This is a genomic window from Salinisphaera orenii subsp. orenii MK-B5 (assembly GCF_003788635.1).
Classification (GTDB): Bacteria; Pseudomonadota; Gammaproteobacteria; order Nevskiales; family Salinisphaeraceae; genus Salinisphaera; species Salinisphaera orenii.
Genome location: NZ_AYKH01000008.1, coordinates 43,750 through 67,795, shown reverse-complemented (window position 1 = coordinate 67,795; position 24,046 = coordinate 43,750). Strand labels below are relative to the sequence as shown.

Genomic DNA, 24,046 nt, shown 5'->3' with positions numbered 1-24,046 from the left:
GCCTTCAACTGGGCGCTGATGCGCTGCCGAGTAGCGCACGCAACTCGTCTTCATTAGCCACCAACGTGTCGAGCGAATAGCCATCGAGCACCTCGAGAAAGGCGGCCTGCGCGCGCCCCAGAATCTTTTTCAGGCGGCAGGCCGGGTCGATCGGGCAGGTGGAATTCGGTCCGAAGCATTCGAGTAGCCGTAGATTCTCGGTACGACGCACCAGGGTGCCGATGTTGATCCGGTTGGAAGGTTGGGCGAGCCGTAACCCGCCGCCTCGGCCCCGCTGGCTGTGCACATAGCCGTACTGAACAAGCGTCTGGGCCACCTTCGCCATGTGATTCGCCGATACGCCGTAGCGCTCGGCGGCAGCCTGCACGGTGGCTGCCATGTCCTCCTGTCGGACGGCCAGATAGATCAGCAGTCGGAGCGAGTAATCGGTGTGTGTAGTCAACTGCATGGCTGCTTGACATTCGTGAATCGGTAAATAACATACCAATTTTAAATCAGTATGTCACTTGCCTGTTTTGGAGAAAATAATGGTCACAGACCAACAACGAAAGATCGTCAAAGAGACGGTGCCTGTGTTGCAGACACACGGTGAAACGCTGGCCCGTCATTTCTACGAACGGATGTTTCGTGTCAATCCCGAGGTTCAGGCGTATTTCAATCCGGCGCACCAACGTTCAGGTAGCCAGCAACGCGCGTTGGCCGGGGCGATTCTGGCCTATGCCCAGCATATTGACGATCCGGCGACGCTCAGTGAAGCGGTCGAATTGATCGCTCAGAAACATGTGTCACTCGGCATCAAACCGGAACATTATCCGATCGTAGGCGACAACCTGCTCGCCTCGATCGGCGAAGTGCTCGGCGAAGCCGCCACAGATGAGATCATCGATGCTTGGGCGGCGGCCTACGCGAAGCTGGCGGAGATCTTCATCGAACGCGAAAAGCGAATCTGCCAAGACCAGAAGAAAGTATACGGTTGGCAGGGTTTCAAACCGTTCGTCGTGGATAGACGAGAACACACTAGCGACAACATCACGTCGTTTTATCTCAAAGCGGCGGACGCCACGCCGCTTGTCGCGCATGAGCCCGGGCAATATATCAGTATTCGTGCGACGTTTGCGGACGGCCAAGCGGTCATGCGCAATTACAGCCTGTCGAATCCGCCGGGGAGTGAATATTACCGGATCAGCGTCAAACGCGAGCCGGCGGCCGCGGACGATGCGCCCGACGGTGTTCTCTCGAACTATCTCCACAATCACATCAAAGCTGGCGATCGCGTCGAACTCAGTCCGCCCTGCGGCGAATTCACCCTCGAGATTCCCGCCGATACCGCCAAACCGCTAGTTTTCATCGCAGGCGGCGTCGGGGTAACTCCGTTGATCTCGATGCTGCATCAAGCACTCAAAAGCTCGAACAGCAGCCGCCGGATCGTATTCATCCAAGCTGCGCTCAATGGGGCCGTTCAGGCATTTTCCGGCGAACTCGAGGCGTTGCGAACAGACTATTCGAACCTGCATGTCCATGTGTGCTACAGCGCGCCCGATGACGCCGACAGGGACGCGAACCGTCACGATAGCGAAGGCTTAATCGACGAAGCCATGCTCGACCAGTTGATCGGCGACCAAGAGGCTGCCTACTACTTCTGCGGGCCCACCCCGATGCTCAGCCATGTCCATGCGCTACTGCGCAAACGAGACGTACCCGAAGACGATGTGCATTACGAGTTCTTTGGTCCTGGCAGTGTGCTCGCAGCCTGACGAAGTGATGCTTAATAATCGTTGAGGTGGCTGCAAGAGTCGGCGCTTTGAAGAACACGCAGATCAGCCGTTGATCTTGAATTGAGCTGCCTCCGCTTGATTGGTCTCGTTTGTTTACGATCGCCATTGGCGGCTTGCCCGGCTAAGTTCCAGTCGAAGACGATCGCGGACTCCCGGCGAGAGATTAACGGCTGTCAGCTTGCTAAAAATCGCGTAGGTCTTCTGCGAAGAAGTAGTCAGGAGCGCTTCAACCACCCAAATCCCCCCAAATCGACTGCAGCGCGGCGAGTGCGGCCATGCCGGCGGTTTCGGTACGCAGCACGCGCGGGCCGAGGGTGACGGCTTGCCAGCCGGCGGCGTTTGCGGTGTCGATTTCGTTGTCCGAGAGGCCGGATTCGGGGCCGATGAGCAGGGCGATATGTTCCTGCTTCGGTGTCGCGTGCAGGCCCGTAGTGGCCGTTGGGGCCAGCATAAGCCGCAGGCGGTGGGCGTCGTCGTTTTCTGTGAGCGCTTGCGACAGGGTCGTGGCGGTTTCGAGCGGTGGGCGCACGAGCCGGCCGCTCTGTTCGGCGGCGGATTCGACCACGGCCTGCCAGTGGGCCTGTTTCTTTGCTAGCCGCTCGCCTTCGAGCTTGACCTTGCGACGTTCGGTGAACACCGGGCGGATCGCCGTCACGCCCAGCTCGACCGCTTTGGCCAGGGCGAAGTCCATGCGGTCGCCGCGGGCGATGGCCTGGTAGAGCGTGATCGACAGTGGCGATTCGCGTTGGGGCGAGTACTGCGCCTCGACGGCGAGCGTCATGCGCTTGCGATCGGCGTGATCGATCCGCGCGGCGTATTCATGGCTATCGCCGTTGAACAGCGTCACGGGCGCGCCGGCTTTCAGGCGCAGTACGGTGGCCAGGTGATGACGCTTGGCCTCGGCGGGTTCGACGGTCTCGCCCGCGGCGAGCGGGCCGTCGACGAACACCCGCGGGACGTGCGCGCGCCGGCTCATGCCAGGCGCTTGATGAGCACCGCGGAGTTGCGCTGGTAGTTGTAGAGCGTGCGTTTGGCCAGCGGCAGGGCGTCGAGATCGGCCGGCGCGAAGCCGTGTTCGATGAACCAGTGCGGCGTCTTGGTGGTGAGCACGAAGATGCGCGCCAGGCCTTCGCGGCGCGCACGTCGCTCGACTTCCACCAGCAGCTGGGCGGCGCGGTCCTGGCCGCGATAGGCCGGGTGTACGGCCACGCAGGCGAGCTCGCCCACGCCTTCGTCGGGGTAGGGCACGAGCGCGCAGCAGGCGGTGATCAGCCCGTCGCGTTCCATCACGATATAGCGGCCGATATCCAGTTCCACCTGTTCGCGCGAGCGCGCTACCAGCACGCCGGCGGCGGCCAGCGGTTCGATGAGCGCGAGTACGCCGCCCAGATCCTCGGGCGTGGCGGTACGAGTGATGTCGTAGTTGTCGGCGGCGATCATGGTGCCGGCGCCGTCGCGCGAGTACAGCTCGCGCAGCAGCGCGCCGTCGCTGTCGAAGCTCACCAGATGCGCGCGCGCCACGCCGGCCTGGCACGCGGCGATGGCGGCCTGCAGGCGTGCCCGGTCGGCCGACTCGAGGGCGGCGTCGGCCGGGGCCAGCAGATCGCGGGCGGCCTGCGGGCTGAGCTCGGCTGGGGTGTCGGCAAAGCGCTCGTGCAGGGCCGCGCCCGGGTGCATGACCACGAACTTGTCGGCGGCGAGCGCAGTGGCGGTGGCGGTGGCCACTTCCTCGGCATACAGATTGAAGATCTCGCCCGAGGGCGAGTAGCCGATACACGACAGCAACACGATCGCGCCGCGCTCGAGATGGGCGTTGATGCTGGCCACGTCCACGCGCCGCACCTCGCCGGTATGGCCGTGGTCGATGCCGCCGGCGATACCCACCGGACGTGCGGTGACCAGGTTGCCGCTGACCGTGGCGATACGCGCGCCGCCCATCGGCGTGCTCGCAAGGCTCGTGGACAGCAGCGCTTCGAGATCCATCTGCAGGCTGCCGACCGCCTGTTTCACGCAGGCGAGCGCGGCGGCGTCGGTCACCCGGACGCCGTCGACGAAACGGCTGGCGATGCCGGCCTGCGCGAGTGCGGTGTCGATCTGCGGGCGCGCGCCGAACACGATCACCAGACGCACGCCGAGGCTGGCGAGCAGGGCGATGTCGTAGACGAGATCCGCGAACGCCGGCGAGGCCGCCGCTTCGCCCGGCAGGTGGATGACGAAGGTGCGCTCACGGTGCGCGTGCACATAGGGCGCGCTCGCGCGCAGGGCGGCGACGAGGCCGTTGGCCGGGCCGCCGTCGGCGGGCGCGTTCGTGGGCGTGGGGTCGGCTGGGGTCATGAGCGCGGTTCGTCGCCGTGGCCGGTCAGCTGAGCGGCTTGTGCATCACGTGGGCATCCACCCGGCCGGCCCGCGGGTGGTCGAAGGCCGCGGGCAGGGTGCCGACGATGGCGAAGCCGTGCCGCTGCCAGAGCCGGATGGCACCGGTGTTGGTCGAAACCACGAAATTGTATTGCATCGCGGCGAAGCCGTGCGCGCGGGCCGTGGCCTGCGAGTGCTCGCACATCGCCGACGCCACGCCGCGCCCCCGCGCCGCGGGACCGACGACGTAGCCGCAGTTGGCCACGTGGGCGCCCGGCGGCGGCTGGTTGGCCTTCAGATAGTAGCTGCCCAGCGGCATGCCGTCGTCGCCGACGGCCACGAAGGTCGCCGCCGGCGCGTCGATCCAGTAGGCCCGGGCCGCGGCCTCGTCGATCGCGGGGTCGATGCAGTAGGTCTCGCCGGCCCGGAAGACCGGTTCCAGGATCGACCAGAGGCCGGGCCAGTCGGCGTCCTCGAAGGCGCGAATCACGGGGGCGGTCGTGCGGGATCGGGTCATGGGCTTACGTCGAGGACCGGCAGAATTGCTCGACCAGCCCGCGCAGGATCCGCTGCATGGGCTCGATGCGGTCGAGGTCGAGATGTTCGTTCGGCTGGTGGGCGCAGCGGATGTCGCCGGGGCCGAGAATCACGCTGTCCATGCCGAGCCGGTTGTAGAAGGCGCCTTCGGTGCCGAAGTCCACGGCCTCGGCGCTGCGACCGGTCAATGCCTCGCAGGCGGCCACGAGGCGCGAGTCGGCCTCGGTCTCGAAGGCGGGCGTGCCCTCGAACAGCTCGGTGAAGCGCACCTCGCAGTCGTGGCCGGCGAGCGCGGCCGTCACCCGCTCGCGCAGCTCGTCGCGCAGGGCGCCGATGGTCATGCCTGGCAGAAAGCGCAGGTCGACGTCGAGCCGGCAGCGGGCGGGGATCCGGTTGGCGTTGTCGCCGCCGGCGATGGCGCCCAGGTTGAGGGTGGCGTGGGGCACCGGGTAGCCGATCGCCGGCGCCCGTTCGATCAACTCCTCGCGCAGCGCACGAAGCGCGGCGATCGCCAGATGCATGCCGTCGATGGCGTTGGCGCCGAGCGCCGGATTGCTGGAATGCCCGGAGGCGCCGAGGGTCTCGATGCGCTCCATGAGGATGCCCTTGTGGCGGCGGATCGGCACCAGGCCGGTCGGCTCGCCGATCACGCAGTAGCGTCCCGGCGACACGCCGGCCTCGAGCAGGGCGCGGGCCCCGTCCATGCCGCATTCCTCGTCGGCGGAGACCAGCAGCGTCAGCGGCGCGGCCAGCGCGGTGTCGGCGTATTCGGCGGCCACGCCGGCGGCCAGGGCGATGAAGCCCTTCATGTCGCAGCTGCCCAGGCCATAAAGACGGCCGCCGCGCTCACTGAGCGTGAACGGATCGGAGTCCCAGCCCTCGGCATCGCAGGGCACGGTGTCCATGTGGCCGGCAAAGACCAGCCCGGCCTCCGCGGCGCGGTCGGCGTCGCCCAGCCGGGCTACCAGATTGACCTTGTCCGCGCGCCCGGCCAGCGGCGTGATGACGCAGTCGAAGCCGAGCGCGTCGAGACGGTCGGCCAGGGCTTCGATCGCCGCGCGATTGCCGCAGTCCAGCGCCGGATCGCCGCTGCTCACGGTGCGATGCGCGACAAGCTCGGCGAGGGTCTCGCGCCAGTCGAGTGCGGCCATGGCGTGTCTTCTCCGGAGCGGCTTCGGGGGAATCTCGCGCGCCCATGTTATACCCATCGCGCCCGCGACCCGGTAGAGTTGCGGTGTTTCCCGTGCACCCCGCCGAGGTCGTCCATGTTCCGCCTGTCGTTGCCGCTGCGCGCCCTCGCGCTGCTCTGTCTCGCCCTCGTGAGCCTGGCGTGCGCCGCCGACGGCGATCGGACGATCCAGATCGACCCGCGGACCGGCGAGGTGGTCGAGGACGGGGCCGACGCCGACGCGGGCGAAGATGCGCGGGCCTGGACCACCGACGAGGGCGTTCAGATGCTCACGCCCGGCCGGGACGATGCGCCCGTGACCGAGGCGGTGGAATGCCCGGACGGCAGTCTGCGCATCGGCCACCCGGCCGGTGACGCCGGGGCCGAAGGACGCGAGGCGCTGTGCGCCGAGCCGCGCGGACGCTGACCCCGATGCACATTCACGGGGGGTATCGCGTGCTGGTCGCCGCACTGCTGCTGGCGCTGGGCATCGGGAGCGCGCCGGCGGCGACCATGCAGATCATCAACGGCGACGCGGAGGGCGAGGGGCTCAACGACCGCACGTCGGTGGCGCCGGTGGGGGGCAACGACGGCGGCACGCGCGGCGAGCAGCGTCGCATCGCCCTGCAGTACGCCGCGGACATCCTGGGCAGCCGGCTCGACAGCGCGGTGCCGATCCGCATCGCCGTGCGCTTCGACACGCTGAGCTGCAGCGCGACCCGCGCCTCGCTCGGGCAGACCGCGCCGGCCCAGTTCGCGGCCGGCTTCGCCGATGCCGCCCGCCCGGACACGCTGTATCCGGCCGCGCTCGCCAATGCGCTAGCCGGCCGCCGGGTGGCGGCGGGCACCAGCGACATCGACGCGACCTTCAACGCCGCGCTCGACGGTGAGGACGGCTGTCTGGGCGGCCGGCGCTGGTACTACGGGCTGGACCGGGATCCCGGCGCGGGCGAGATCGATTTCATCGGCACCGTCCTGCACGAGCTCATCCACGGGCTCGGCTTCATCTCCCTGGTGGCGCTGACCGACGGGCGCAGCGCCGACGCGGGCCAGTTTCCGCGCGTGGCCGACGGCCGGCGGCTGCCCGACATCTACAGCCGCTTCGTCAAGGACCTGTCCGTGGCGGGTCAGCCGAGCTGGCCGCAGATGAGTGACGCCGAGCGTGCGGATTCGCTCGACAACGGCCCGGATCTGGTCTGGGCGGATGACAACACCGCCAACGGCGCGGCCTTTCTCGATTCCGGGCTCAATCAGGGCTACGTGCGGCTGCATGCGCCCTCGCCGGTGGTGGCCGGCAGCTCGATCGCCCACTGGGCGGACGCGCTGGCGCCCGATCAGCTCATGGAGCCGGTCCTCAGCGCCCGCGCCGAGGGCCGCAACGGCCTCGGCTTGGCCACCTGCGCGCTCGAGGCCATGGGCTGGACGCTGATCAACGGCGCGCGCTGTCCGGACTTCGACACGGCCGCGATCCTCGGCAGCGCCGACGAGTCGGTCGCCGCCGACACGGTCGAATCCGAGACCGCCGACACCGGCGGTGACGTCGATGATGACGACGGCGGCAGCAGCGGTGGCGGCTGCACGCTGGGGACGGACACGCGCTTCGACCCGGTCTGGGCGCTGCTGCTCGGATTGAGCGCCTGGGTGCTGGTCCGCCGGCGGTCGTCGCGGGCCGGCACGGGGACACGCTGAAGCGGCTGGCGACCGACCCGGCCTATCTCGCCGCGCTGGCCGCCGCTGTGCCGGTGCTCGCGCTGGCGGCGGCGCTCGGGCCCGGCGGCCTCGCGCTGCGCTGGCCGGCGCCGACGACCGCGCTGCTGGTCGTCGGGCTCGCGCCGCTGCTCGAGGAGATCGTCTTTCGCGCCGGCGTTCAGGACGCACTGGCGGCGCGATCGTCGGCCCGCGCCGGCCCGCTGACGCGGGCCAACGCGCTCACGGCCGCGGCCTTCGCCCTGTTTCATCTCGCCCGCCACCCCGTCGGCTGGGCGGCGGCGACGTGCGTGCCGGCGCTGGTGTTCGGCTATTTCTACGAACGCCACGGCCGCACGCTGGCCGCCCCGATCGGCCTGCATGCCGGCTACAACGCGGTCTGGCTGGTGCTGCTGGGGCCCGGCTGAGGCACCGCGGCTTTGCTACCATGCGGTTCCGTAAAAGAGGCGCGCCATGAGCCAGACCGATATCTTCGATGCCCTCCAGCACGGCCTGACCGAGGCCCGGTCCGTGCAGACCCCCGGTGAGGTGCACGGCACCCTCACGGGCATGCTCTGCGTGGACAACAAGGCCAGTCCGCCGCGCGCCGTGGACGACGTGGAGCAGTCCGAGATGCTCGACACCGCCCTGAGCGCGCTGCGGGAGATGACGCTGGAGGGTCTGTTCGATCCGGATCTGAGCTTCAAGCCGCTGCTGCCCGACGACGACGTCGCCCTCGAGCGGCGCGTGCAGGCGCTGGCGCGCTGGTGTGCGGGCTATCTCTACGGCCTGAGCCACGACGGCACGTTCGACCCCGAGCAGCTCTCCGCCGAGGTTCGGGAGGTCGTGCGCGATCTCACCCAGCTCTCACGGGCCGGGTTGACCGCCGAGGACAGCGACGTCGAATCCGCCGAGGCCGACTACGCCGAGCTCGTCGAGTACGTGCGCGTCGGCGTGCAGATGGTCTTTCTCGAGCTGCAGCCGCCGCGCGAGGGCCCGACCGAACGCGAGTCGCTGCACTAGTGCCCCGGATCGCGCCGGCGGCCGCGCGTCGTCGCGGCGCCGCCCGCAGCCGAGCAGCCCAAGGACGGACCGTGCCCATGTTGATGCCCGATCGATCATCGTTGACGTCGCCGACCGTCGCTGCGGGAGCGCCCGCATGAGGGATCAGACCCACCTGCAGCACGCCGACCCGCCGGACGAGCCCGCCCGCCGGCGCCGGGCGCTGGCCGAGGTGATCGGCGCCGACGGCATCGCGATCCTGGCTGCGACCCCGGAGCGCAAGCGCAACAACGACGTCGACTATCCCTATCGCCCCGACAGCGATTTTCGCTACGTCACCGGCTTTCCGGAGCCGGAGGCGATCGCCGTGATCGCGCCGGGCTTCGCCGAGGGCGAGTACCTGCTGTTCTGCCGCGAGCGCGATCCGGACGCCGAGATCTGGGTCGGCAAACGCGCCGGCCTCGACGGCGCCGTGGCGGACTACGGCGCCGACCGGGCGATCGCGGTCGGCGAATTCGACGCCTGGCTCGGCCGGCTGCTCGACGGCCGCGAGCGGCTGTATCTGTCGCTGGGCACGCACCCGTCGTTCGAGCGGCGCGTGCTCGAGGGCGTGGAACGGCTCAAGAGCCAGGGCCGGCGCGGCCGACCGCCGGCGCAGATCGTGGCCCTGGACCGGGTGCTGCACGAGATGCGCCTGCGCAAGTCCGAGGCCGAGATCGCGCTCATGCGCGAGGCCGCGCGCACCTCGGCCCGGGCCCACGTCGCCGCCATGCAGGCGGTTGCGCCCGGGGTGCGGGAATACCAGCTCGCCGCCGTGCTGCACTACGAGTTCGAGCTCGACGGCATGACCTGGGCCTATCCGAGCATCGTCGGCAGCGGCGCCAACGCCTGCGTGCTGCACTACATCGAGAACGCCGACGCCATCGCCGACGGCGCTCTGGTGCTGATCGACGCCGGCGCGGAGTATCGCGGCTACGCCGGCGACATCACGCGGACCTTTCCGGCCAACGGTCGTTTCTCCGAGGCCCAGCGCGCGCTCTACGAGGTCGTGCTGGCCGCCAACGGCGCGGCGATCGCCGCGGCTCGGCCCGGCGTGCCCGCCAATGCCCCGCACGCGGCGGCGCTGGACGTGCTCGTCGACGGTCTGATCGAGCTCGGCCTGCTCGAGGGCAGCCGCGATGCGATCAAGGACGACGAGCGCTACCGGGCGTTCTTCATGCACGGCACCAGCCACTGGCTCGGCATGGACGTGCACGACGTCGGCGACTACAAGATCGACGGCGAATGGCGGCTGCTCGAGTCGGGCATGGCGCTGACCGTGGAGCCCGGCCTCTACGTGCCGCCCGGCAGCGAACAGGCGCCGGCGCGCTTCCACGGCACCGGCATCCGCATCGAGGACGACATCGTGATCACCGAAGACGGCTGCGAGGTGCTGACCGCTGACGTGCCCAAGGACGCCGATGCCATCGAGGCGCTGATGGCCGCTACGGGCGACCGGCGCGGACCGGCGTGAGCGCGGACCACGACATCACGGTGATCGGCGGCGGCCTGGCCGGCGCCAGCCTGGCCTGTGCGCTGGCCGACACCGGGCTGTCGATCGCGCTGGTCGAGGCGGTGCGCTTCGACACGCCTGCGGACGAGCCCACGGATGAGCCCAAGGTCGACAATATGCGGGCACGGACCACGGCCATTGCCTGGGGCACGCGGGCGCTGTTCGAGCAGCTCGGCCTGTGGTCGGCGATGAGCGCGGACGCCGCGCCCATCGAACGCCTGCACGTCTCCCAGCAGGGCGCGTTCGGCCGGGTGCGCGTGGATGCCGCCGACTACGACCTGCCGGCGCTGGGCTATGTGCTGCCCAACACCGCACTGATCGCCGCGCTGCGCGAGCGGCTCGCGGGTCTGGCGGGGGTCGAGATCATCGCGCCGGCGCGCTTCGAGGCGTTGCGCCAGGCTGACGGGGCCGTCGAGATCGACATCGCCCGGGACGACGGCGCCATGGAAACCCGCTCGACCCGGCTGGTCATCGGCGCCGACGGCGCGCGCTCGTCGGTGCGTCAGGCGCTGGGCATCGGCGCCCGCGTGGACGACTACGCCCAGCGCGCGCTGGTCACGGTGATCGAGCCCGAACGCGCCCACGGCGGCTGCGCCTTCGAGCGCTTCACCCCGGACGGGCCGGTGGCGCTGCTGCCGCGGACGCCGACGAGCTGTGCTGCGGTGTGGACGCTGCCGAGCGAGACCGCCGAACGCCGGGTCGCCGCGGACGAGGCCGATTTCACCGCCGCCCTGCAGGCCGCCTTCGGCCAGCGTCTGGGCCGGCTCGCGCTCGCCGGCCCGCGCGGCTCGTATCCGCTGGCCCGGGTGCTGGCCGATCGCGCCCGGGCCACGCGGGCGCTGCTCATCGGCAACGCCGGCCACGCGCTGCATCCGGCCGCCGCGCAGGGCTTCAACCTCGCGATCCGCGATGCGCTGGTGTTCGCGGCCATGCTGCGCGAGCGCCGCGCCGCCGATCCCGACTTCGACCCGGGCGACGCCGACCTGCTGGCCGCCTGGGCCGAGGCCCGGCGGCCCGATCAGCATCGCGTGGCCAACTTCACCGACGCCATCGTCCGGGTGTTCTCCAACCGGGTGCCGGGGCTGGGCGCGGCCCGCGCGGCCGGGCTGTTCGGGCTCTCGCTGGCGCCGGGCCTGCGCGACGACATGGCCCGGCGCAGCATGGGGCTGGCACTGGTGCCGGCCGGGGCGCGGCCATGAGTGCGCCGCGCTTCGACGTGGCCGTGGTCGGCGGCGGCATGGTCGGCGCAGTGCTCGCGGTGGCGCTGTCGCGGGCGGATTTCTCGGTGGCCCTGGTGGAGGCCGAGCGGCCGGCGCCCTTCGACGACGCCTCGGACTACGACCTGCGGCTGTCGGCGATCGCGCCGGGGCCGCGGCGGGTGCTCGACAATCTCGGCCTGTGGGCGCACGTCGAGGCGCGGCGCTGCTGCGCGTTCACCGGGATGAAGGTCTGGGACGCCGGCGGCGGGCCGGAGCTGTTTCTGGAGCACACCGCGGTGGGGCTGCCCGAGCTGGGCCATATCGTGGAGAACGCGCTGGTGGTGGACGCCGCCTGGCGCGCCCTCGACCGCGTCGAGCTGTTCTGCCCGGCGCGCATGGCGGGTCTTTCCCGCGACGCCGACTGCGCCCGGCTCGCGCTTGACGACGGCCGCGAGCTCACCGCCGCGCTGGTGGTCGGCGCGGAGGGCGCGAGTTCGCCGGTGCGTGCGGCTGCGGGGATTCCGACGACGGGCTGGGGCTACGGTCAGCGCTGCACGGTGGGCGCGGTCACGCCGGCCCGCCACCACCGCCACATCGCCTGGCAGCGCTTCACCCAGACCGGCCCGGTGGCGTTTCTGCCGCTGGCCGACGGGCGCTGTTCGCTGGCCTGGCACGCCGACGACGCCCTGGCCGCGGAGCTGGCCGAACTCGACCACGACGCCTTCTGCGCGCGGCTGACCGAGGCCAGCGGCGGCGTGCTCGGCGAGATCGAGCGCATGGACAGCCGTGCCGCGTTTCCGCTGAAGCTGCTGCACGCCGAGCGCTACTGCGATCATCGCGTGGCTCTGGCCGGCGACGCCGCGCACGTGCTGCACCCGATGGCGGGGCAGGGGGTCAATCTCGGCCTGCTGGACGTGGCCGAACTGGTGGCCGCACTGGAGGCCGGACGCGCGGTGGGCCGGGACGCCGGCGACACGCGTTATCTGCGCCGCTATCAGCGCGCGCGGATGGCTGAGAACCTGATGATGATGGGCGCGACCGACGCCCTCAAGCGCGTCTATGGCAGCTCGAATCCGCTGGCCCGCCGGCTGCGCGAGATGGCCGTGGGCGCGGCTTCGAACCTGGCGCCGATCCGCCAGCTGATGATCCATCACGCGGTGGGCCTGTCCGGCGACGGTCCGCGGCTGCTGCGCTGAACGCCACGCCGGCCGCGCTTGGATTGGGGCGCCGGCCCCGGTATAGTCGGGCTTCGATCGCCAAGCGCGTGGGAGAGAACGGGCCCGGCCCGTCGCCGAAGGCGCAATTTCCGCCCGGAAACGCTCAGGCAGAAGGACCGCGCGCCCGTCCGGCCATCCGGACACGATCGACTCTGGAGAGCAGTCCCCGAGCGGGGACTCACCGACGGGGCCAATCTCTCAGGTGAAAGGACAGAGGGGCGGCAGGACGAAAGTCAGGCCGCACCGTGGTCCAACCAACCGAAGAGGCCCGCATGGCAGATCGTACGCCGCTCCACGACGAACACGTGGCGCTCGACGCCCGGCTCGTCGATTTCGCCGGCTGGGACATGCCGATCGACTACGGCTCGCAGATCGCCGAACACAAGGCGGTGCGCGACAACGCCGGCATGTTCGATGTCTCGCACATGGCGGTCGCCGACATCACCGGCGACGACGCGCGCGCATTCCTGCGCCGGGTGATGGCCAACGACGTGGCCCGGATCGACGAGATCGGCCGCGCCCTCTACACCTGCATGCTCAATACCCGCGGCGGCGTGATCGACGACCTGATCGTCTATCACCTGGCCGAGGGCCACTACCGCGCGGTGCTCAACGCCGCCACCACGAACAAGGATCTGGCCTGGCTGCACGGCCAGATCGGCACCTATCGCGTGGCGGTCGAGCACCGCAGCGACCTCGCGATCGTCGCCGTGCAGGGCCCGCGGGCCCGCGAGCTGACCACCAAGGTGCTGGACACGGGCCTGGCCGAGGCCGCGTTCCGGCTCAAGCCGTTCAGTGCGACCACCGAGGGCGACGTCTCCGTCGGCCGCACCGGCTACACCGGCGAGGACGGCTTCGAGATCGTGATGCCGGCCGGCGATGCGGCGCCGTTCTGGCGCGCCCTGAAGAGCACCGGCGTGGCGCCGGTGGGGCTGGGCGCGCGCGACACGCTGCGCCTGGAGGCCGGGCTCAATCTCTACGGCCAGGACATGGACGAGGACACCACGCCGCTGGAATCCGGGCTGGCCTGGACCGTGGCCTTCGAGCCCGCCGACCGCGAATTCGTGGGCCGCGAGGCGCTGGAATATGCCCGCGCGGAGGGCGTGACCATGCAGCGCGTCGGGCTGGTGCTGGAAGGCCGGGGCGTGATGCGCCACGGCGCGAAGGTGCGCGCGGCGGGGTCGAACGTCGCCGCGGCGGCCGCCGCCGGCGAGGTCACCAGCGGCAGCTATGCGCCGACGCTGTCGCGCTCGATCGGGCTCGCCCGGATTCCGAGCGACTGGGACGACGGTGTCGAGGTGGCGATCCGCGACAAGTGGCTGCCCGCGCGCCTCGTCACGCCGCCGTTCGTGCGCAACGGCAAGTCCCGCATCGACGACGCGTAGATCGACGACGATCGGCCGGAGGCATCCGGCCGCATTCTTTTTCCGCATCCAGGCTGCAGGCAAACAAACCGCAAGGGGAATCCGATGAGCGACGTACCGAAGGAACTGTCCTATACCAAGACCCACGAGTGGATCGGCAACGACGGCGACGGCACGATCACGGTCGGCATCACCGACCACGCCCAGGCTTCGCTCGGCGATCTGGTGTTCGTGGAGCTGCCGGAGGCCGGCAAGAAGGTCGGCGCCGGCGACGCGGTGGCCGTGGTGGAATCGGTCAAGGCCGCCTCCGACATCTATGCGCCCGTGGCCGGCGAGGTCGCCGAGGTCAACGAACAGCTCGAGGACGCGCCGGAGCTGGTCAACGAGGACCCGTTCGGCGAGGGCTGGCTGTTCAAGATGCAGGTCGACGACGCCGATGCGCTCGACATGCTGCTCGACGCCGACACCTACGAGGGCATCGTCGAGGACGAGGAGGACTGAGCCGGCCGCCCGCCGCCGTCCGCCTTTTTCCCAACCGCGAGGTTCCATGCCGTTCATCCCGCACACCGAAGCCGACGTCCGCGACATGCTGGCGGTTATCGGCGCCGAGACCATCGATGACCTGTTCGACGAGATCGACCCGAGGCTGCGCAACGTCAGCCTGGACGCGATCCCGGAGGGCGCCAGCGAACAGGAGATCACCCGCCTGATGCGCGAGCGCGCCGGCCGGGACGAGGGCGGTCTGTGCTTCATCGGCGCCGGCGCCTACGAGCACCACATCCCGGCCGCCGTCTGGGAGATCACCACCCGCGGCGAGTTCTACAGCGCCTACACGCCGTATCAGCCGGAGGCCAGCCAGGGCACGCTGCAGGTCGTCTACGAATATCAGACGATGATGTGCGGGCTGACCGGCATGGACGTGTCCAACGCCTCGCTCTATGACGGCGCCTCGGCGCTGGCCGAGGCCGTGCTCATGGCCGTGCGGGCCAACCGCAAGTCGAAGTCGCGGCGCGTGCTGCTGCCGAAGTCGGTGCACCCGTTCTACCGCCAGGTCGCGCGCAACATCTGCGCGAATCAGGCGATCGACTTCGAGGTCGTGGACTTCGACGCCGAGCACGGCACGGTCGACCGGGCCGCGCTCGACCGCTGGGCCGGCGAGGACGTGACCGCGCTGGTCATCCCGCAGCCCAACTTCTTCGGCGCGCTCGAGGACGTCGATGCGCTCACCGACTGGGCGCATGACAACGGCGCGCTCGCCATCGGCGTGGTCAATCCGATGTCGCTGGCGCTGCTCAAGGCGCCGGGACGCTGGGGCGGCGGCGACGGGGCCGACATCGTCGTCGGCGAGGGCCAGCCGCTCGGCGCGCCGCTGGCCGGCGGCGGGCCGTACTTCGGCCTGCTGTGCTGCCGGAAGAAACATGTCCGCCAGATGCCGGGCCGCGTGGTCGGCCGCGCGCTGGACGCCGACGGCTGCGACGGCTACGTGCTCACGCTGCAGCCGCGCGAGCAGCATATCCGTCGCTCCAAGGCGACCTCCAACATCTGCACCAACCAGGGCCTGCTGGTCACCGCGGCCACCATCCACATGAGCCTGCTCGGCCCCGAGGGGCTGCGGCGTACCGCGGCGACCTGTGCCGCCAACACGCGCGCGCTGGTCGAACGGCTGACCGCCATCGACGGCGTGAGCCGCGTCTTCGACGGCCCGTATTTCCACGAGACGGTGCTGCGCCTGCCGATGGCCGCGGACGCCGCGCTGGAAGCGCTCGCCGAGCGGGGCGTCTTCGGCGGCCTCGCGCTCGCCGACCACTACGACGGCCTGAACGATACCGTGCTGGTCTGCGCCACCGAGACCAAGACCGCCGGTGATCTCGACGCTTACGCCGAGGCCTTGGCGGCCGTGCTCGAAACCCATGCCGCGCCGGCCTGAACCGGCCCGCGGCGACCGAATCCAACCATACGAGGACCTGCCATGACCCAGAGCATCACGCTGCGCGGCACGCCGGCCAGCGTCGCGGGCGCGCTGCCGGCGCCCGGCGACCGGCTGCCCGACTTCACCCTGACCGGCACCGATCTCGGCGATCGTCATCTCGCCGATTTCGCCGGCCAGCGCAAGATCTTGAACATCTTTCCGAGCCTGGACACGCCCACCTGTGCGCTCTCGGTCAAGCGCTTCAACGCCGACGTCGAGGCGCTCGACAACGTCGCGTTGCTGCAGGTCTCGGCGGATCTGCCGTTCGCGCATTCGCGCTTCTGCAGCGCCGAGGGGCTGGCCAACGGCGTGACGCTGTCGATGATGCGCGACAAGTCGTTCGCCGAGGACTACGGCGTGCTCATGGCCGATGGGCCGATGGCCGGCCTGTGCGCGCGTGCGGTGGTCGTGGCCGATGCCGACGATCGCGTGCTCCACAGCGAGCTGGTCGGCGAGATCTCCGACGAGCCCGACTACGCGGCCGCGCTGGCCGCGCTCGCGGGCTAGCCGTCGCCGCCGATTCCTGTTTTTCCAGCGGCGGCGCGCGATGCGTCGCCGCAGCGAGGTAACGCCATGACCGAGCAACTGATCTTCGAACGCGGTCAGCCGGGCCGCCGCGCCCACGCCCAGGCGCCGCGGCAGGCGCCGGCGGTGGACGACATCCCGGATGCGCTGGCCCGCGACTCCGACATCGGGCTGCCGGAAGTCTCCGAGATGGACGTGGTACGCCACTACACCCGGCTGTCGCAGCTCAACTTCTCCATCGACACGCACTTCTACCCGCTGGGCTCGTGCACGATGAAGCACAATCCGCGGGCCTGTAACACGCTGGCCTCGCTGCCCGGTTTCCTTGATCGGCATCCGCTGGCGCCGGCCAGCCATGGCCAGGGTCAGATGTGCTGTCTCTACGAGCTCCAGGAGATCCTCACCGAGGTCACCGGCATGGACAAGTGTTCGCTCACGCCGATGGCCGGCGCCCAGGGCGAGTTCACCGGCGTGGCGATGATCAAGGCCTACCACGACCATCGCGGCGATCATCACCGCGACGAGATCCTGGTGCCCGACGCCGCCCACGGCACCAATCCGGCGACCGCCACCATGTGCGGCTGCCGCGTCATCGAGCTGCCCACCGACGCCGACGGCGATGTGGACATCGCCGCCCTGCGCGAGAAGGTCAGCGAGCGGACCGCCGGGATCATGCTCACGAACCCGTCGACGCTGGGCGTGTTCGAGCAGGACATCCTCGAAATCGCCGACATCGTCCACGGCGCGGGCGGGCTGCTCTACTACGACGGCGCCAATCTGAACGCCATTCTCGGCAAGATCCGCCCGGGCGACATGGGCTTCGACGTCATCCACATGAACCTGCACAAGACCTTCTCGACCCCGCACGGCGGCGGCGGGCCGGGCTCCGGCGCGCTCGGCGTGGGCAGCCACCTGCGCAAGTTCATGCCGATCCCGACGATCGGCCGGCGCGGCGACGGCGCGGAGACGCGCTACTACTGGATGACCGAGGCCGATCTGCCGCACACCATCGGTCGCCTGTCGGCGTTCATGGGCAACACTGGCGTGCTGATGCGTGCCTATATCTACGCCCGCCTGCTCGGCCGCGACGGCATGACGCGGGTCGCCGAGTACGCCACGCTCAACTCCAACTATCTGATGGCGCGGCTCAAGGACGCCGGTTTCGAGGTGGCCTTTCCCGATCGGCGGGCCAGCCACGAGTTCATCGTCACGCTCAAGCGCGAGAAGTCGCAGTTCGGGGTGACGGCCGCGGATTTCGCCAAGCGGCTGCTCGACTACGGTTTCCACGCGCCGACGATCTATTTCCCGCTGCTCGTGCCGGAGTGCTTTCTCATCGAGCCGACGGAGACCGAATCGCGCGAGACGCTGGATGCCTTCGTCGAGGCCATGGTCGCGATCCGCGAGGAGGCCCGCGCCGATCCGGAGACGCTGCGTCAGGCGCCGACGAGCCTGCCCGCGCGCCGTTTCGACGAGGTCGCGGCGGCGAAGCGGCTCGATCTCGCGTACGATGCGGGTTCCTCGGCCGCCGCATGACGGGCCCGCGCGCGCGTTTCGCCGCGGCCGAGAATTTCATTTGATCAAGGAAGGTTTATGTCTGCTCTGATCTGCGGTTCTTTTGCCTACGACACCATCATGGTCTACACTGGGCACTTCAAGAACGAGATCCTGCCCGACCGGGTGCACATGCTCAACGTGTCGTTCCTGGTCCCGGAAATGCGCCGCGAGTTCGGCGGCTGCGCCGGCAACATCGCCTACTCGCTCAAGCTGCTCGGCGGCGACGGCGAGCCGATGGGCACCGTCGGCAAGGATTTCGACGATTACGCGGCCTGGATGGACAAGCACGGCATCAGCCGCGATCGGCTCAAGCAGATCGACGACGCCTACACCGCGCAGGCCTACATCACCACCGATCTGGACGACAACCAGATCACGGCCTTCCATCCGGGCGCGATGAACCACGCCCACGAACAGACCGTACCCGCGAACGCGGGCATCGATCTGGGTATCGTCTCGCCCGACGGCAAGGACGGCATGGTCGCCCACGCGGAGCAGTTCGCCGAGGCCGGCATCGACTTCATCTTCGACCCGGGCCAGGGCCTGCCGATGTTCAACGGCGACGAGTTGAACCGCTTCATCGATCAGGCCAGCTATCTCACGGTCAACGACTACGAGGCCAGCCTCATCACCGACCGCACCGGCCTGACGCACGAGCAGATGGCCGCGCGGCTCAAGGCGCTGATCGTGACCCGCGGCGGCGAGGGCTCGCTGATCTACACCGGCGGTCGCAAGATCGAGGTGCCGGCGGCCCAGGCCACCGCGCTGGCGGACCCGACCGGCTGCGGCGACGCCTACCGCGCCGGGCTGATCTACGGCCTGCAGCAGGGCATGGACTGGGAGACCATCGGTCGTGTCGCCTCATTGGCCGGCACCATCAAGATCGAGCGTCCCGGCACGCAGAACCACCACTTCACGCTGGATTCGTTCAAGGAGCGCTACAAGCACGAATTCGGCCAGGACATGGTGTAGCCGACCGCCCCATGTCGTGCGGTGTCCGGGTGGCTGCATGATCGTCATGCCACGCACGCTGGATACCGCACGGCTGCACCTGCGCCCGCCGGTCGCCGCCGACGCCCCTGCGGTGTTCGACTACGCCGGCGATGCGCGGGTCACCCGTTTTCTGGACTGGGCCACCCACCTCGATCTCGATGACAGCCGCGGCTTCATCGACGATGTGCACTGGGGCTGGGAATCCGGCGACGATTTCTGCTGGGTGCTGATCGATCGCGCCTCGGATGCGCTCGTCGGCACGGTCGGATGTCAGTTCGATGCCCACGGCGCCCAGTTCGGTTATGTGCTCGCCCACGACGCCTGGGGCCGGGGGCTGGCCACCGAGGCCACGGCCGCGGTGTTCGATGCCGCCCGCGAGATCGACGACGTCGCCCGCTTCTGGGCCACCTGCGACGTCGACAACCGCGCTTCGGCGCGCGTGCTGGATAAACTCGGCATGCGCGAGGAGGGCGTGCTGAGGCGCTGGTCTGAACGTCCGAATCATCCCGGCGCGAGCGGGCCGCGCGATGTCCGCGTATTCGCCTGGGTGCGCTGACGCCCGGCCGACGCGGATGGCCCGGGCGTGTCGCGGCACATGCCCGATGGCCGGCGACGGCTGCTAAACTCCGCAGCCATGTTCGTACACCCATCCATCGATCCGGTGGCGGTCTCGCTGGGACCGCTGGACGTGCACTGGTATGGCCTGATGTACCTGCTGAGCTTTCTGCTCGGCTGGGGCCTGGGCATCGTGCGCACGGCGCAGGCGCATGTGCACTGGTCGCGCGAGGAGGTCGGCGACCTGCTGTTCTATGTCGTGCTCGGCGTCGTCATCGGCGGGCGCGTGGGCTATATGCTGTTCTACCAGCCCGGCCTGCTGCTCGACAATCCGCTGCAACTGTTCTACATCTGGCAGGGTGGAATGTCCTTCCACGGCGGCATGCTGGGCGTTTTCGCGGCCGCGGCCTGGTTCGCGCGGCATACCCGACGCGGTTTCTTCGACATCACCGACTTCGTCGCGCCGATCGTGCCGGTGGGGCTGTTCTTCGGCCGTATCGCCAACTTCATCAACGGCGAGCTGATCGGGCGCGTGACCGATGTGCCCTGGGCGATGGTCTACCCGCATGTGGACATGGCCCCGCGCCATCCCTCGGAGCTCTACGAAGCCGGGCTCGAGGGGCTGCTGTTGTTCGCCGTGCTCTGGCTGTTCGCCCGCCGTCCGCGGCCGCGCATGGCCGTCTCCGGGCTGTTCCTGCTGGGCTACGGCTGTCTGCGTTTCTTCGCCGAGTTCTTCCGCAAACCGGATGATTTCCTCGGCTTCGTGGCCTTCGACTGGATGACGATGGGTCAGATCCTGTGTGTGCCGATGATCGTGGGCGGCGTGCTCCTGCTGGGCCTGGCCTACCGCCGCGGGCGGGCCGCGGCATGAGTGCGCTGGAGCAGCCGTATCTGGAGCTGATGCGCGAGGTGCGCGATCACGGCACCCGCAAGGCCGATCGCACCGGTACCGGCACGGTCTCGGTGTTCGGCCGGCAGATGCGCTTCGACCTGCGGCGCGGATTTCCGGCGCTCACGACCAAGAAGCTGCACCTGCGCTCGATCATTCACGAGCTGCTGTGGTTCATCGCCGGCGACACCAACATCGGGTATCTCAAGGACAACCGCGTGTCGATCTGGGACGAGTGGGCCGACGCCAACGGCGATCTCGGGCCGGTCTACGGCTATCAGTGGCGCAGCTGGCCGGCGCCCGACGGCGCCAGCGTGGACCAGCTCGCGCGGGTGATCGACTCGATCAGGCTCAATCCCGACTCGCGCCGGCACGTGGTCACCGCCTGGAATCCGGCCCAGGTCGACGACATGGCGCTGCCGCCCTGCCATCTGCTGTTCCAGTTCTACGTGGCGGACGGTCGCCTGTCCTGCCAGCTCTACCAGCGCAGTGCGGATATCTTTCTCGGGGTGCCGTTCAACATCGCCTCCTATGCGCTGCTCACGCACATGGTCGCGCAGGTCTGCGACCTCGAGGTGGGCGATTTCGTGCACACGCTGGGCGATGCCCATCTGTATCTGAATCACCTGGAACAGGCCGACACCCAGCTCGCGCGCGAGCCGCTGGCCGCGCCCTCGCTCTGGCTCAACCCGGCGGTGGACGACCTGTTCGCCTTCACCTTCGACGACATCCGCTTGGTGAACTACGAAAGCCACGCCGCGATCCGCGCGCCGGTGGCGGTCTAACCGGCGCACGGAATCATCGGGCGGCGCGGGGAGCCGACATTGGGGCGCGCATGTCGCGCACGGACTGGACGCGAACCGGCCGGCCTTCGACAATAGCCGGCCGCCTGCAGACCCCGAACGCATGTCATCCTCCGAAGCCGCCGCCCCCGAACTCACTCTGATCGTGGCCATGGACACCGCCGGCGTGATCGGCGCCGAGGGGGGCATGCCCTGGCATATTCCCGACGATCTGCGCTGGTTCAAGGCGCAGACGCGCGGCAAGCCGATCTTGATGGGCCGGCGCACGTTTGACTCCATCGGCCGGGCGCTGCCCCAGCGGCGCAATCTCGTGCTCACCCGGGATCCCGGGTTCGCCGCGCCGGGCTGCGAACGCGTGGCCGATCTGGACGAAGCGATCGCCGCGGCCCGCGCGGACGGCGCCGCGGAGCTGATGGTCATCGGCGGCGCCCAGGTCTACGCGCTCTCGCTGGCGCGGGCCCATCGTCTGCTGGTGACGCGCATCGACGGCCACTACGCCGGCGACACGCACTTTCCCGCGGTCGACTGGTCGGCCTGGCGGCTGGTCGAGACGCAGTCGGTGGCCGCCGCCGGCGAGGTGCCCGCCCACCGTTTCATGACATGGGTGCGGGCCGCGGCTTAAACTGGAGCGGTTACTCACTGCCCCGGAGCACCCATGGCGGACCTGAAGGCCGATTTCGAGCAGGCGCAGGAAGACGTGCAGAAACTGTCGTCGCGCCCGAGCAACGACGATCTACTCGCCCTCTACGCGCACTACAAGCAGGCCACGGTCGGCGACGTGGAAGGCAAGCGTCCGGGGTTCACCGATCTCAAGGGCCGCGCCAAGTACGACGCCTGGGCCAAGCTCGCCGGGACCAAGGCCGATACCGCCATGCGCGGTTACATCGAGAAGGTCAACTCCTTGCTCGACGCCGACAGCTGAGCCTCGGGCCCGCCGCATGTCGCCGGCCGGGCGCGATACGCTGGATGCGTAGCCGTGGTCGCCGGATCACGGGCCGGGTCGGCGGCATGTGAGCCGTCGATCGCCGCCGCTCTGGTCGGTCTGCCGTGGCCGGGCATGACGAACGCATCCCGACCACCGCCGTCGACGTAGAGTCCCGCGCAATGACCGATTCCATTGACTGGCTGGTATTCGATCTCGGCGGCGTGCTGGTGGACGTGGCGCCGCCGGCGGATACGCTGACCGACCTTGCCGCGCGCAGCGACACGGCCGTCGAGCGGCTTGCGCCGCTGCTGCGCGAGCGCTTCACCGCGCGCCCGTTCTCGCTCGCCGAACGCTTTCAGGTGGGCGAGCTCGACGCGCGCGCTTTCCACGCCGCGCTCAACCGGAAACTGACGACGCCGCTGGACTTCGACACGCTGACCGCGGCGCTCGAACGCATGCTCCGGGGCGAAAAGACCGAGACTGCGGCGCTCGTGGCCCGGCTGGGCCGTTGCCATCGCCTGGCCTGCTACAGCAACACCAACGCCGTTCACTGGCGTTATATCGCGCGTGAGTTCGGTTTTTTCGCGCACCTCGATCGCGCCTTCGCGTCGCAGGAGGTCGGCTACGCCAAGCCCGATTCCCGGGGCTTCGCCGCGGTGGCCGCCGCACTGGGCGCGGCGCCGGGCGCATGCCTGCTCATCGACGACCGCCGGATCAACGTCGAGGGCGCCCGCGCGGCGGGTTGGCAGGCGCTGGTCTTCCACGACGCGACTGCGCTCGAGGCCGATCTCGCGGCCCTGGGCGTGAGCGCGCCGGCCGCGGCATGACGCTGCCGCGGGAGATCGCCGGGGACTCGCCCGCGCGTGCCGATCACATCGCCCGGCTGCGCGATTTCATCGCCGCGCATCGGCGGCTTTTCGTGCTCACCGGTGCGGGTATCAGCACGGCCTCGGGTATCCCGGACTATCGCGACCGCGACGGCGGCTGGAAGGGGGCGGCGCCGATCCAGCATCAGGCGTTCATCACGCATCTGGCCAAGCGGCGGCGCTACTGGGCCCGCAGCATGGCGGGCTGGCCGCCGGTCGCCCGCGCCCGCCCCAACGCCGCACACCGGGCGCTGGCGCGGTTGGGACGGGCGGGGCGCGTGCGCCTGCTGGTCACGCAGAACGTGGACGGCCTGCACCAGGCGGCGGGCAGCCGCGCGGTGATCGATCTGCACGGCCGTCTCGATCGCGTGGTCTGCCTGGACTGCGACAGCCGGCTGTCGCGCCACCGCGTTCAGGAGATGTTGATCGAAGCCAACCGGGACTGGCTGCATGACGCCGGCGTCATCCGGCCGGACGGTGACATCGAACTGGGCGACGTCGATTACGACGCGTTCCGGGTGCCGGCCTGTCCGGCGTGCCGCGGCATTCTCAAGCCCGACGTCGTCTTCTTCGGCGGCGCGGTGCCCAAAAAACGGGTGTCCCGGGCCTGGAACGCGCTCGCGCGCTCGGACGCCGTGCTCGTGGCCGGCTCCTCGCTCATGGTCTGGTCCGGCTATCGCTTCGTGCGCGAGGCCGCGGCCCGCGGCCTGCCGATTCTGGCGATCAACCGCGGCCGCACCCGTGCGGACGATCTGATCACCCACAAGCTCGACGACGACTGCGCGGCGCTGCTCGACGCGGCGATCGCGGAGGCCGACGGCGGCTGACGACGAGGCGCGCTGCCGGCGGGGTCGATCACGGCTCGTGTGACCGGTGGATGACGTGTCGGTATCGCTCCGAAGGCAGGCGGGCTGTGATCGGCTTCGCAGGGAGCGGCGGATTCGTGCCGGTCAGGGCTCGGGCAGGCGGGCGAGGCGATGGCTGAAAACCGCAGTGCCGTCGCTCGGCGCGCTCGCAGCGTGACGGCCGTCGCCACACCGACGGCGGCCAAGCGATGGCCTGCGCGTCCATGTCGGCGCGCGGTCCCGATCCCGCCGGCGGCGGCCCGCCGC

The 24,046-nt window shown here is 69.7% G+C and carries 26 protein-coding genes and 2 riboswitches; of the genes, 21 read left to right on the top strand and 5 right to left on the bottom strand.

The window, feature by feature from the left end; translation table 11 throughout:
* Positions 1–4: 4 nt before the first annotated feature.
* A complete protein-coding gene (locus SAOR_RS05510; RefSeq protein ID WP_123630560.1) occupies positions 5–448 on the bottom strand; it encodes an Rrf2 family transcriptional regulator in 444 nt (147 codons plus the stop codon).
* A gap of 79 nt (positions 449–527) precedes the next feature.
* On the opposite strand from SAOR_RS05510, the gene hmpA reads away from it, so the two are divergent.
* Positions 528–1,754 (top strand): NO-inducible flavohemoprotein, encoded by a 1,227-nt coding sequence (gene hmpA, locus SAOR_RS05505; protein WP_123630559.1) that lies wholly within the window; start codon positions 528–530, stop codon positions 1,752–1,754.
* A gap of 247 nt (positions 1,755–2,001) precedes the next feature.
* Here the strand turns inward: hmpA and SAOR_RS05500 are convergent, their stop codons facing one another.
* The 4 genes from SAOR_RS05500 to argE are packed head-to-tail and all read right to left on the bottom strand — an operon-like array spanning position 2,002 to position 5,818.
* Positions 2,002–2,751 (bottom strand): 16S rRNA (uracil(1498)-N(3))-methyltransferase, encoded by a 750-nt coding sequence (locus SAOR_RS05500; RefSeq protein ID WP_123630558.1) that lies wholly within the window; start codon positions 2,749–2,751, stop codon positions 2,002–2,004.
* Positions 2,748–4,109, bottom strand: coding sequence for an amino-acid N-acetyltransferase (gene argA, locus SAOR_RS05495; protein ID WP_123630557.1), 1,362 nt, complete (start codon positions 4,107–4,109; stop codon positions 2,748–2,750). Before argA ends, SAOR_RS05500 begins: the two co-directional genes overlap by 4 nt.
* A 25-nt stretch (positions 4,110–4,134) precedes the next feature.
* Complete coding sequence (locus SAOR_RS05490) at positions 4,135–4,647, bottom strand: GNAT family N-acetyltransferase (protein ID WP_123630556.1); 513 nt, start codon at positions 4,645–4,647, stop codon at positions 4,135–4,137.
* 4 nt (positions 4,648–4,651) lie between these two features.
* The gene (gene argE, locus SAOR_RS05485) at positions 4,652–5,818 is read right to left on the bottom strand and encodes an acetylornithine deacetylase (RefSeq protein WP_123630555.1); all 1,167 of its coding nucleotides are present in this window, start codon (positions 5,816–5,818) and stop codon (positions 4,652–4,654) included.
* A gap of 114 nt (positions 5,819–5,932) precedes the next feature.
* On the opposite strand from argE, the gene SAOR_RS05480 reads away from it, so the two are divergent.
* The 20 genes from SAOR_RS05480 to SAOR_RS05385 all read left to right on the top strand — a co-directional run bounded on the left by SAOR_RS05480 (position 5,933) and on the right by SAOR_RS05385 (position 23,761).
* Positions 5,933–6,262: a hypothetical protein gene (locus tag SAOR_RS05480; protein WP_123630554.1), complete on the top strand. Its 330-nt coding sequence runs from the start codon at positions 5,933–5,935 to the stop codon at positions 6,260–6,262.
* A gap of 5 nt (positions 6,263–6,267) precedes the next feature.
* Positions 6,268–7,524: a JDVT-CTERM domain-containing protein gene (locus SAOR_RS05475; protein WP_123630553.1), complete on the top strand. Its 1,257-nt coding sequence runs from the start codon at positions 6,268–6,270 to the stop codon at positions 7,522–7,524.
* A 47-nt stretch (positions 7,525–7,571) separates the two neighbouring features.
* Positions 7,572–7,949 carry a JDVT-CTERM system glutamic-type intramembrane protease MrtJ gene (gene mrtJ, locus SAOR_RS05470; RefSeq protein ID WP_185015562.1) on the top strand — a complete coding sequence of 126 codons (378 nt, stop codon included), beginning with the start codon at positions 7,572–7,574 and terminating at the stop codon, positions 7,947–7,949.
* Positions 7,950–7,995: 46 nt separating this feature from the next.
* On the top strand, positions 7,996–8,544 hold the full coding sequence (locus SAOR_RS05465; protein WP_123630551.1) for a UPF0149 family protein: 549 nt from the start codon (positions 7,996–7,998) through the stop codon (positions 8,542–8,544).
* 136 nt (positions 8,545–8,680) lie between these two features.
* Entirely contained in the window at positions 8,681–10,036 is a 1,356-nt protein-coding gene (locus SAOR_RS05460) for an aminopeptidase P N-terminal domain-containing protein (RefSeq protein WP_123630550.1), read from the top strand.
* Positions 10,033–11,274 (top strand): FAD-dependent monooxygenase, encoded by a 1,242-nt coding sequence (locus SAOR_RS05455; RefSeq protein WP_123591934.1) that lies wholly within the window; start codon positions 10,033–10,035, stop codon positions 11,272–11,274. The genes SAOR_RS05460 and SAOR_RS05455 overlap by 4 nt, the downstream gene beginning before the upstream one ends.
* Positions 11,271–12,470: an FAD-dependent oxidoreductase gene (locus tag SAOR_RS05450; protein ID WP_123630549.1), complete on the top strand. Its 1,200-nt coding sequence runs from the start codon at positions 11,271–11,273 to the stop codon at positions 12,468–12,470. The genes SAOR_RS05455 and SAOR_RS05450 overlap by 4 nt, the downstream gene beginning before the upstream one ends.
* Before the next feature lie 59 nt (positions 12,471–12,529).
* Positions 12,530–12,620, top strand: a riboswitch (glycine riboswitch).
* A gap of 13 nt (positions 12,621–12,633) precedes the next feature.
* Positions 12,634–12,715, top strand: a riboswitch (glycine riboswitch).
* 48 nt (positions 12,716–12,763) lie between these two features.
* On the top strand, positions 12,764–13,876 hold the full coding sequence (gene gcvT / locus SAOR_RS05445) for a glycine cleavage system aminomethyltransferase GcvT (protein ID WP_123630548.1): 1,113 nt from the start codon (positions 12,764–12,766) through the stop codon (positions 13,874–13,876).
* A gap of 84 nt (positions 13,877–13,960) precedes the next feature.
* Positions 13,961–14,356 (top strand): glycine cleavage system protein GcvH, encoded by a 396-nt coding sequence (gcvH, locus tag SAOR_RS05440; protein WP_123630547.1) that lies wholly within the window; start codon positions 13,961–13,963, stop codon positions 14,354–14,356.
* Positions 14,357–14,402: 46 nt separating this feature from the next.
* Positions 14,403–15,782, top strand: coding sequence for an aminomethyl-transferring glycine dehydrogenase subunit GcvPA (gene gcvPA, locus SAOR_RS05435; RefSeq protein WP_123630546.1), 1,380 nt, complete (start codon positions 14,403–14,405; stop codon positions 15,780–15,782).
* A 42-nt stretch (positions 15,783–15,824) separates the two neighbouring features.
* On the top strand, positions 15,825–16,331 hold the full coding sequence (gene tpx, locus SAOR_RS05430; protein WP_123591939.1) for a thiol peroxidase: 507 nt from the start codon (positions 15,825–15,827) through the stop codon (positions 16,329–16,331).
* A gap of 66 nt (positions 16,332–16,397) precedes the next feature.
* Positions 16,398–17,882, top strand: a complete 1,485-nt coding sequence (gene gcvPB, locus SAOR_RS05425; protein ID WP_123630545.1) for an aminomethyl-transferring glycine dehydrogenase subunit GcvPB — start codon at positions 16,398–16,400, stop codon at positions 17,880–17,882.
* A gap of 57 nt (positions 17,883–17,939) precedes the next feature.
* Complete coding sequence (locus tag SAOR_RS05420) at positions 17,940–18,875, top strand: carbohydrate kinase family protein (protein ID WP_123630544.1); 936 nt, start codon at positions 17,940–17,942, stop codon at positions 18,873–18,875.
* A gap of 37 nt (positions 18,876–18,912) precedes the next feature.
* Positions 18,913–19,452: a GNAT family N-acetyltransferase gene (locus SAOR_RS05415; RefSeq protein ID WP_123630543.1), complete on the top strand. Its 540-nt coding sequence runs from the start codon at positions 18,913–18,915 to the stop codon at positions 19,450–19,452.
* 78 nt (positions 19,453–19,530) lie between these two features.
* Complete coding sequence (gene lgt, locus SAOR_RS05410) at positions 19,531–20,322, top strand: prolipoprotein diacylglyceryl transferase (RefSeq protein WP_123630542.1); 792 nt, start codon at positions 19,531–19,533, stop codon at positions 20,320–20,322.
* Positions 20,319–21,125 carry a thymidylate synthase gene (locus SAOR_RS05405; RefSeq protein ID WP_123591944.1) on the top strand — a complete coding sequence of 269 codons (807 nt, stop codon included), beginning with the start codon at positions 20,319–20,321 and terminating at the stop codon, positions 21,123–21,125. The genes lgt and SAOR_RS05405 overlap by 4 nt, the downstream gene beginning before the upstream one ends.
* Before the next feature lie 121 nt (positions 21,126–21,246).
* Positions 21,247–21,765 (top strand): dihydrofolate reductase, encoded by a 519-nt coding sequence (locus SAOR_RS05400; protein WP_123630541.1) that lies wholly within the window; start codon positions 21,247–21,249, stop codon positions 21,763–21,765.
* Positions 21,766–21,798: 33 nt separating this feature from the next.
* The gene (locus SAOR_RS05395) at positions 21,799–22,065 is read left to right on the top strand and encodes an acyl-CoA-binding protein (protein WP_123591946.1); all 267 of its coding nucleotides are present in this window, start codon (positions 21,799–21,801) and stop codon (positions 22,063–22,065) included.
* 182 nt (positions 22,066–22,247) lie between these two features.
* Positions 22,248–22,895 carry an HAD family hydrolase gene (locus SAOR_RS05390; RefSeq protein ID WP_123630540.1) on the top strand — a complete coding sequence of 216 codons (648 nt, stop codon included), beginning with the start codon at positions 22,248–22,250 and terminating at the stop codon, positions 22,893–22,895.
* Positions 22,892–23,761, top strand: coding sequence for an NAD-dependent protein deacetylase (locus SAOR_RS05385; protein ID WP_123630539.1), 870 nt, complete (start codon positions 22,892–22,894; stop codon positions 23,759–23,761). Before SAOR_RS05390 ends, SAOR_RS05385 begins: the two co-directional genes overlap by 4 nt.
* The last annotated feature ends 285 nt before the right edge of the window (positions 23,762–24,046 follow it).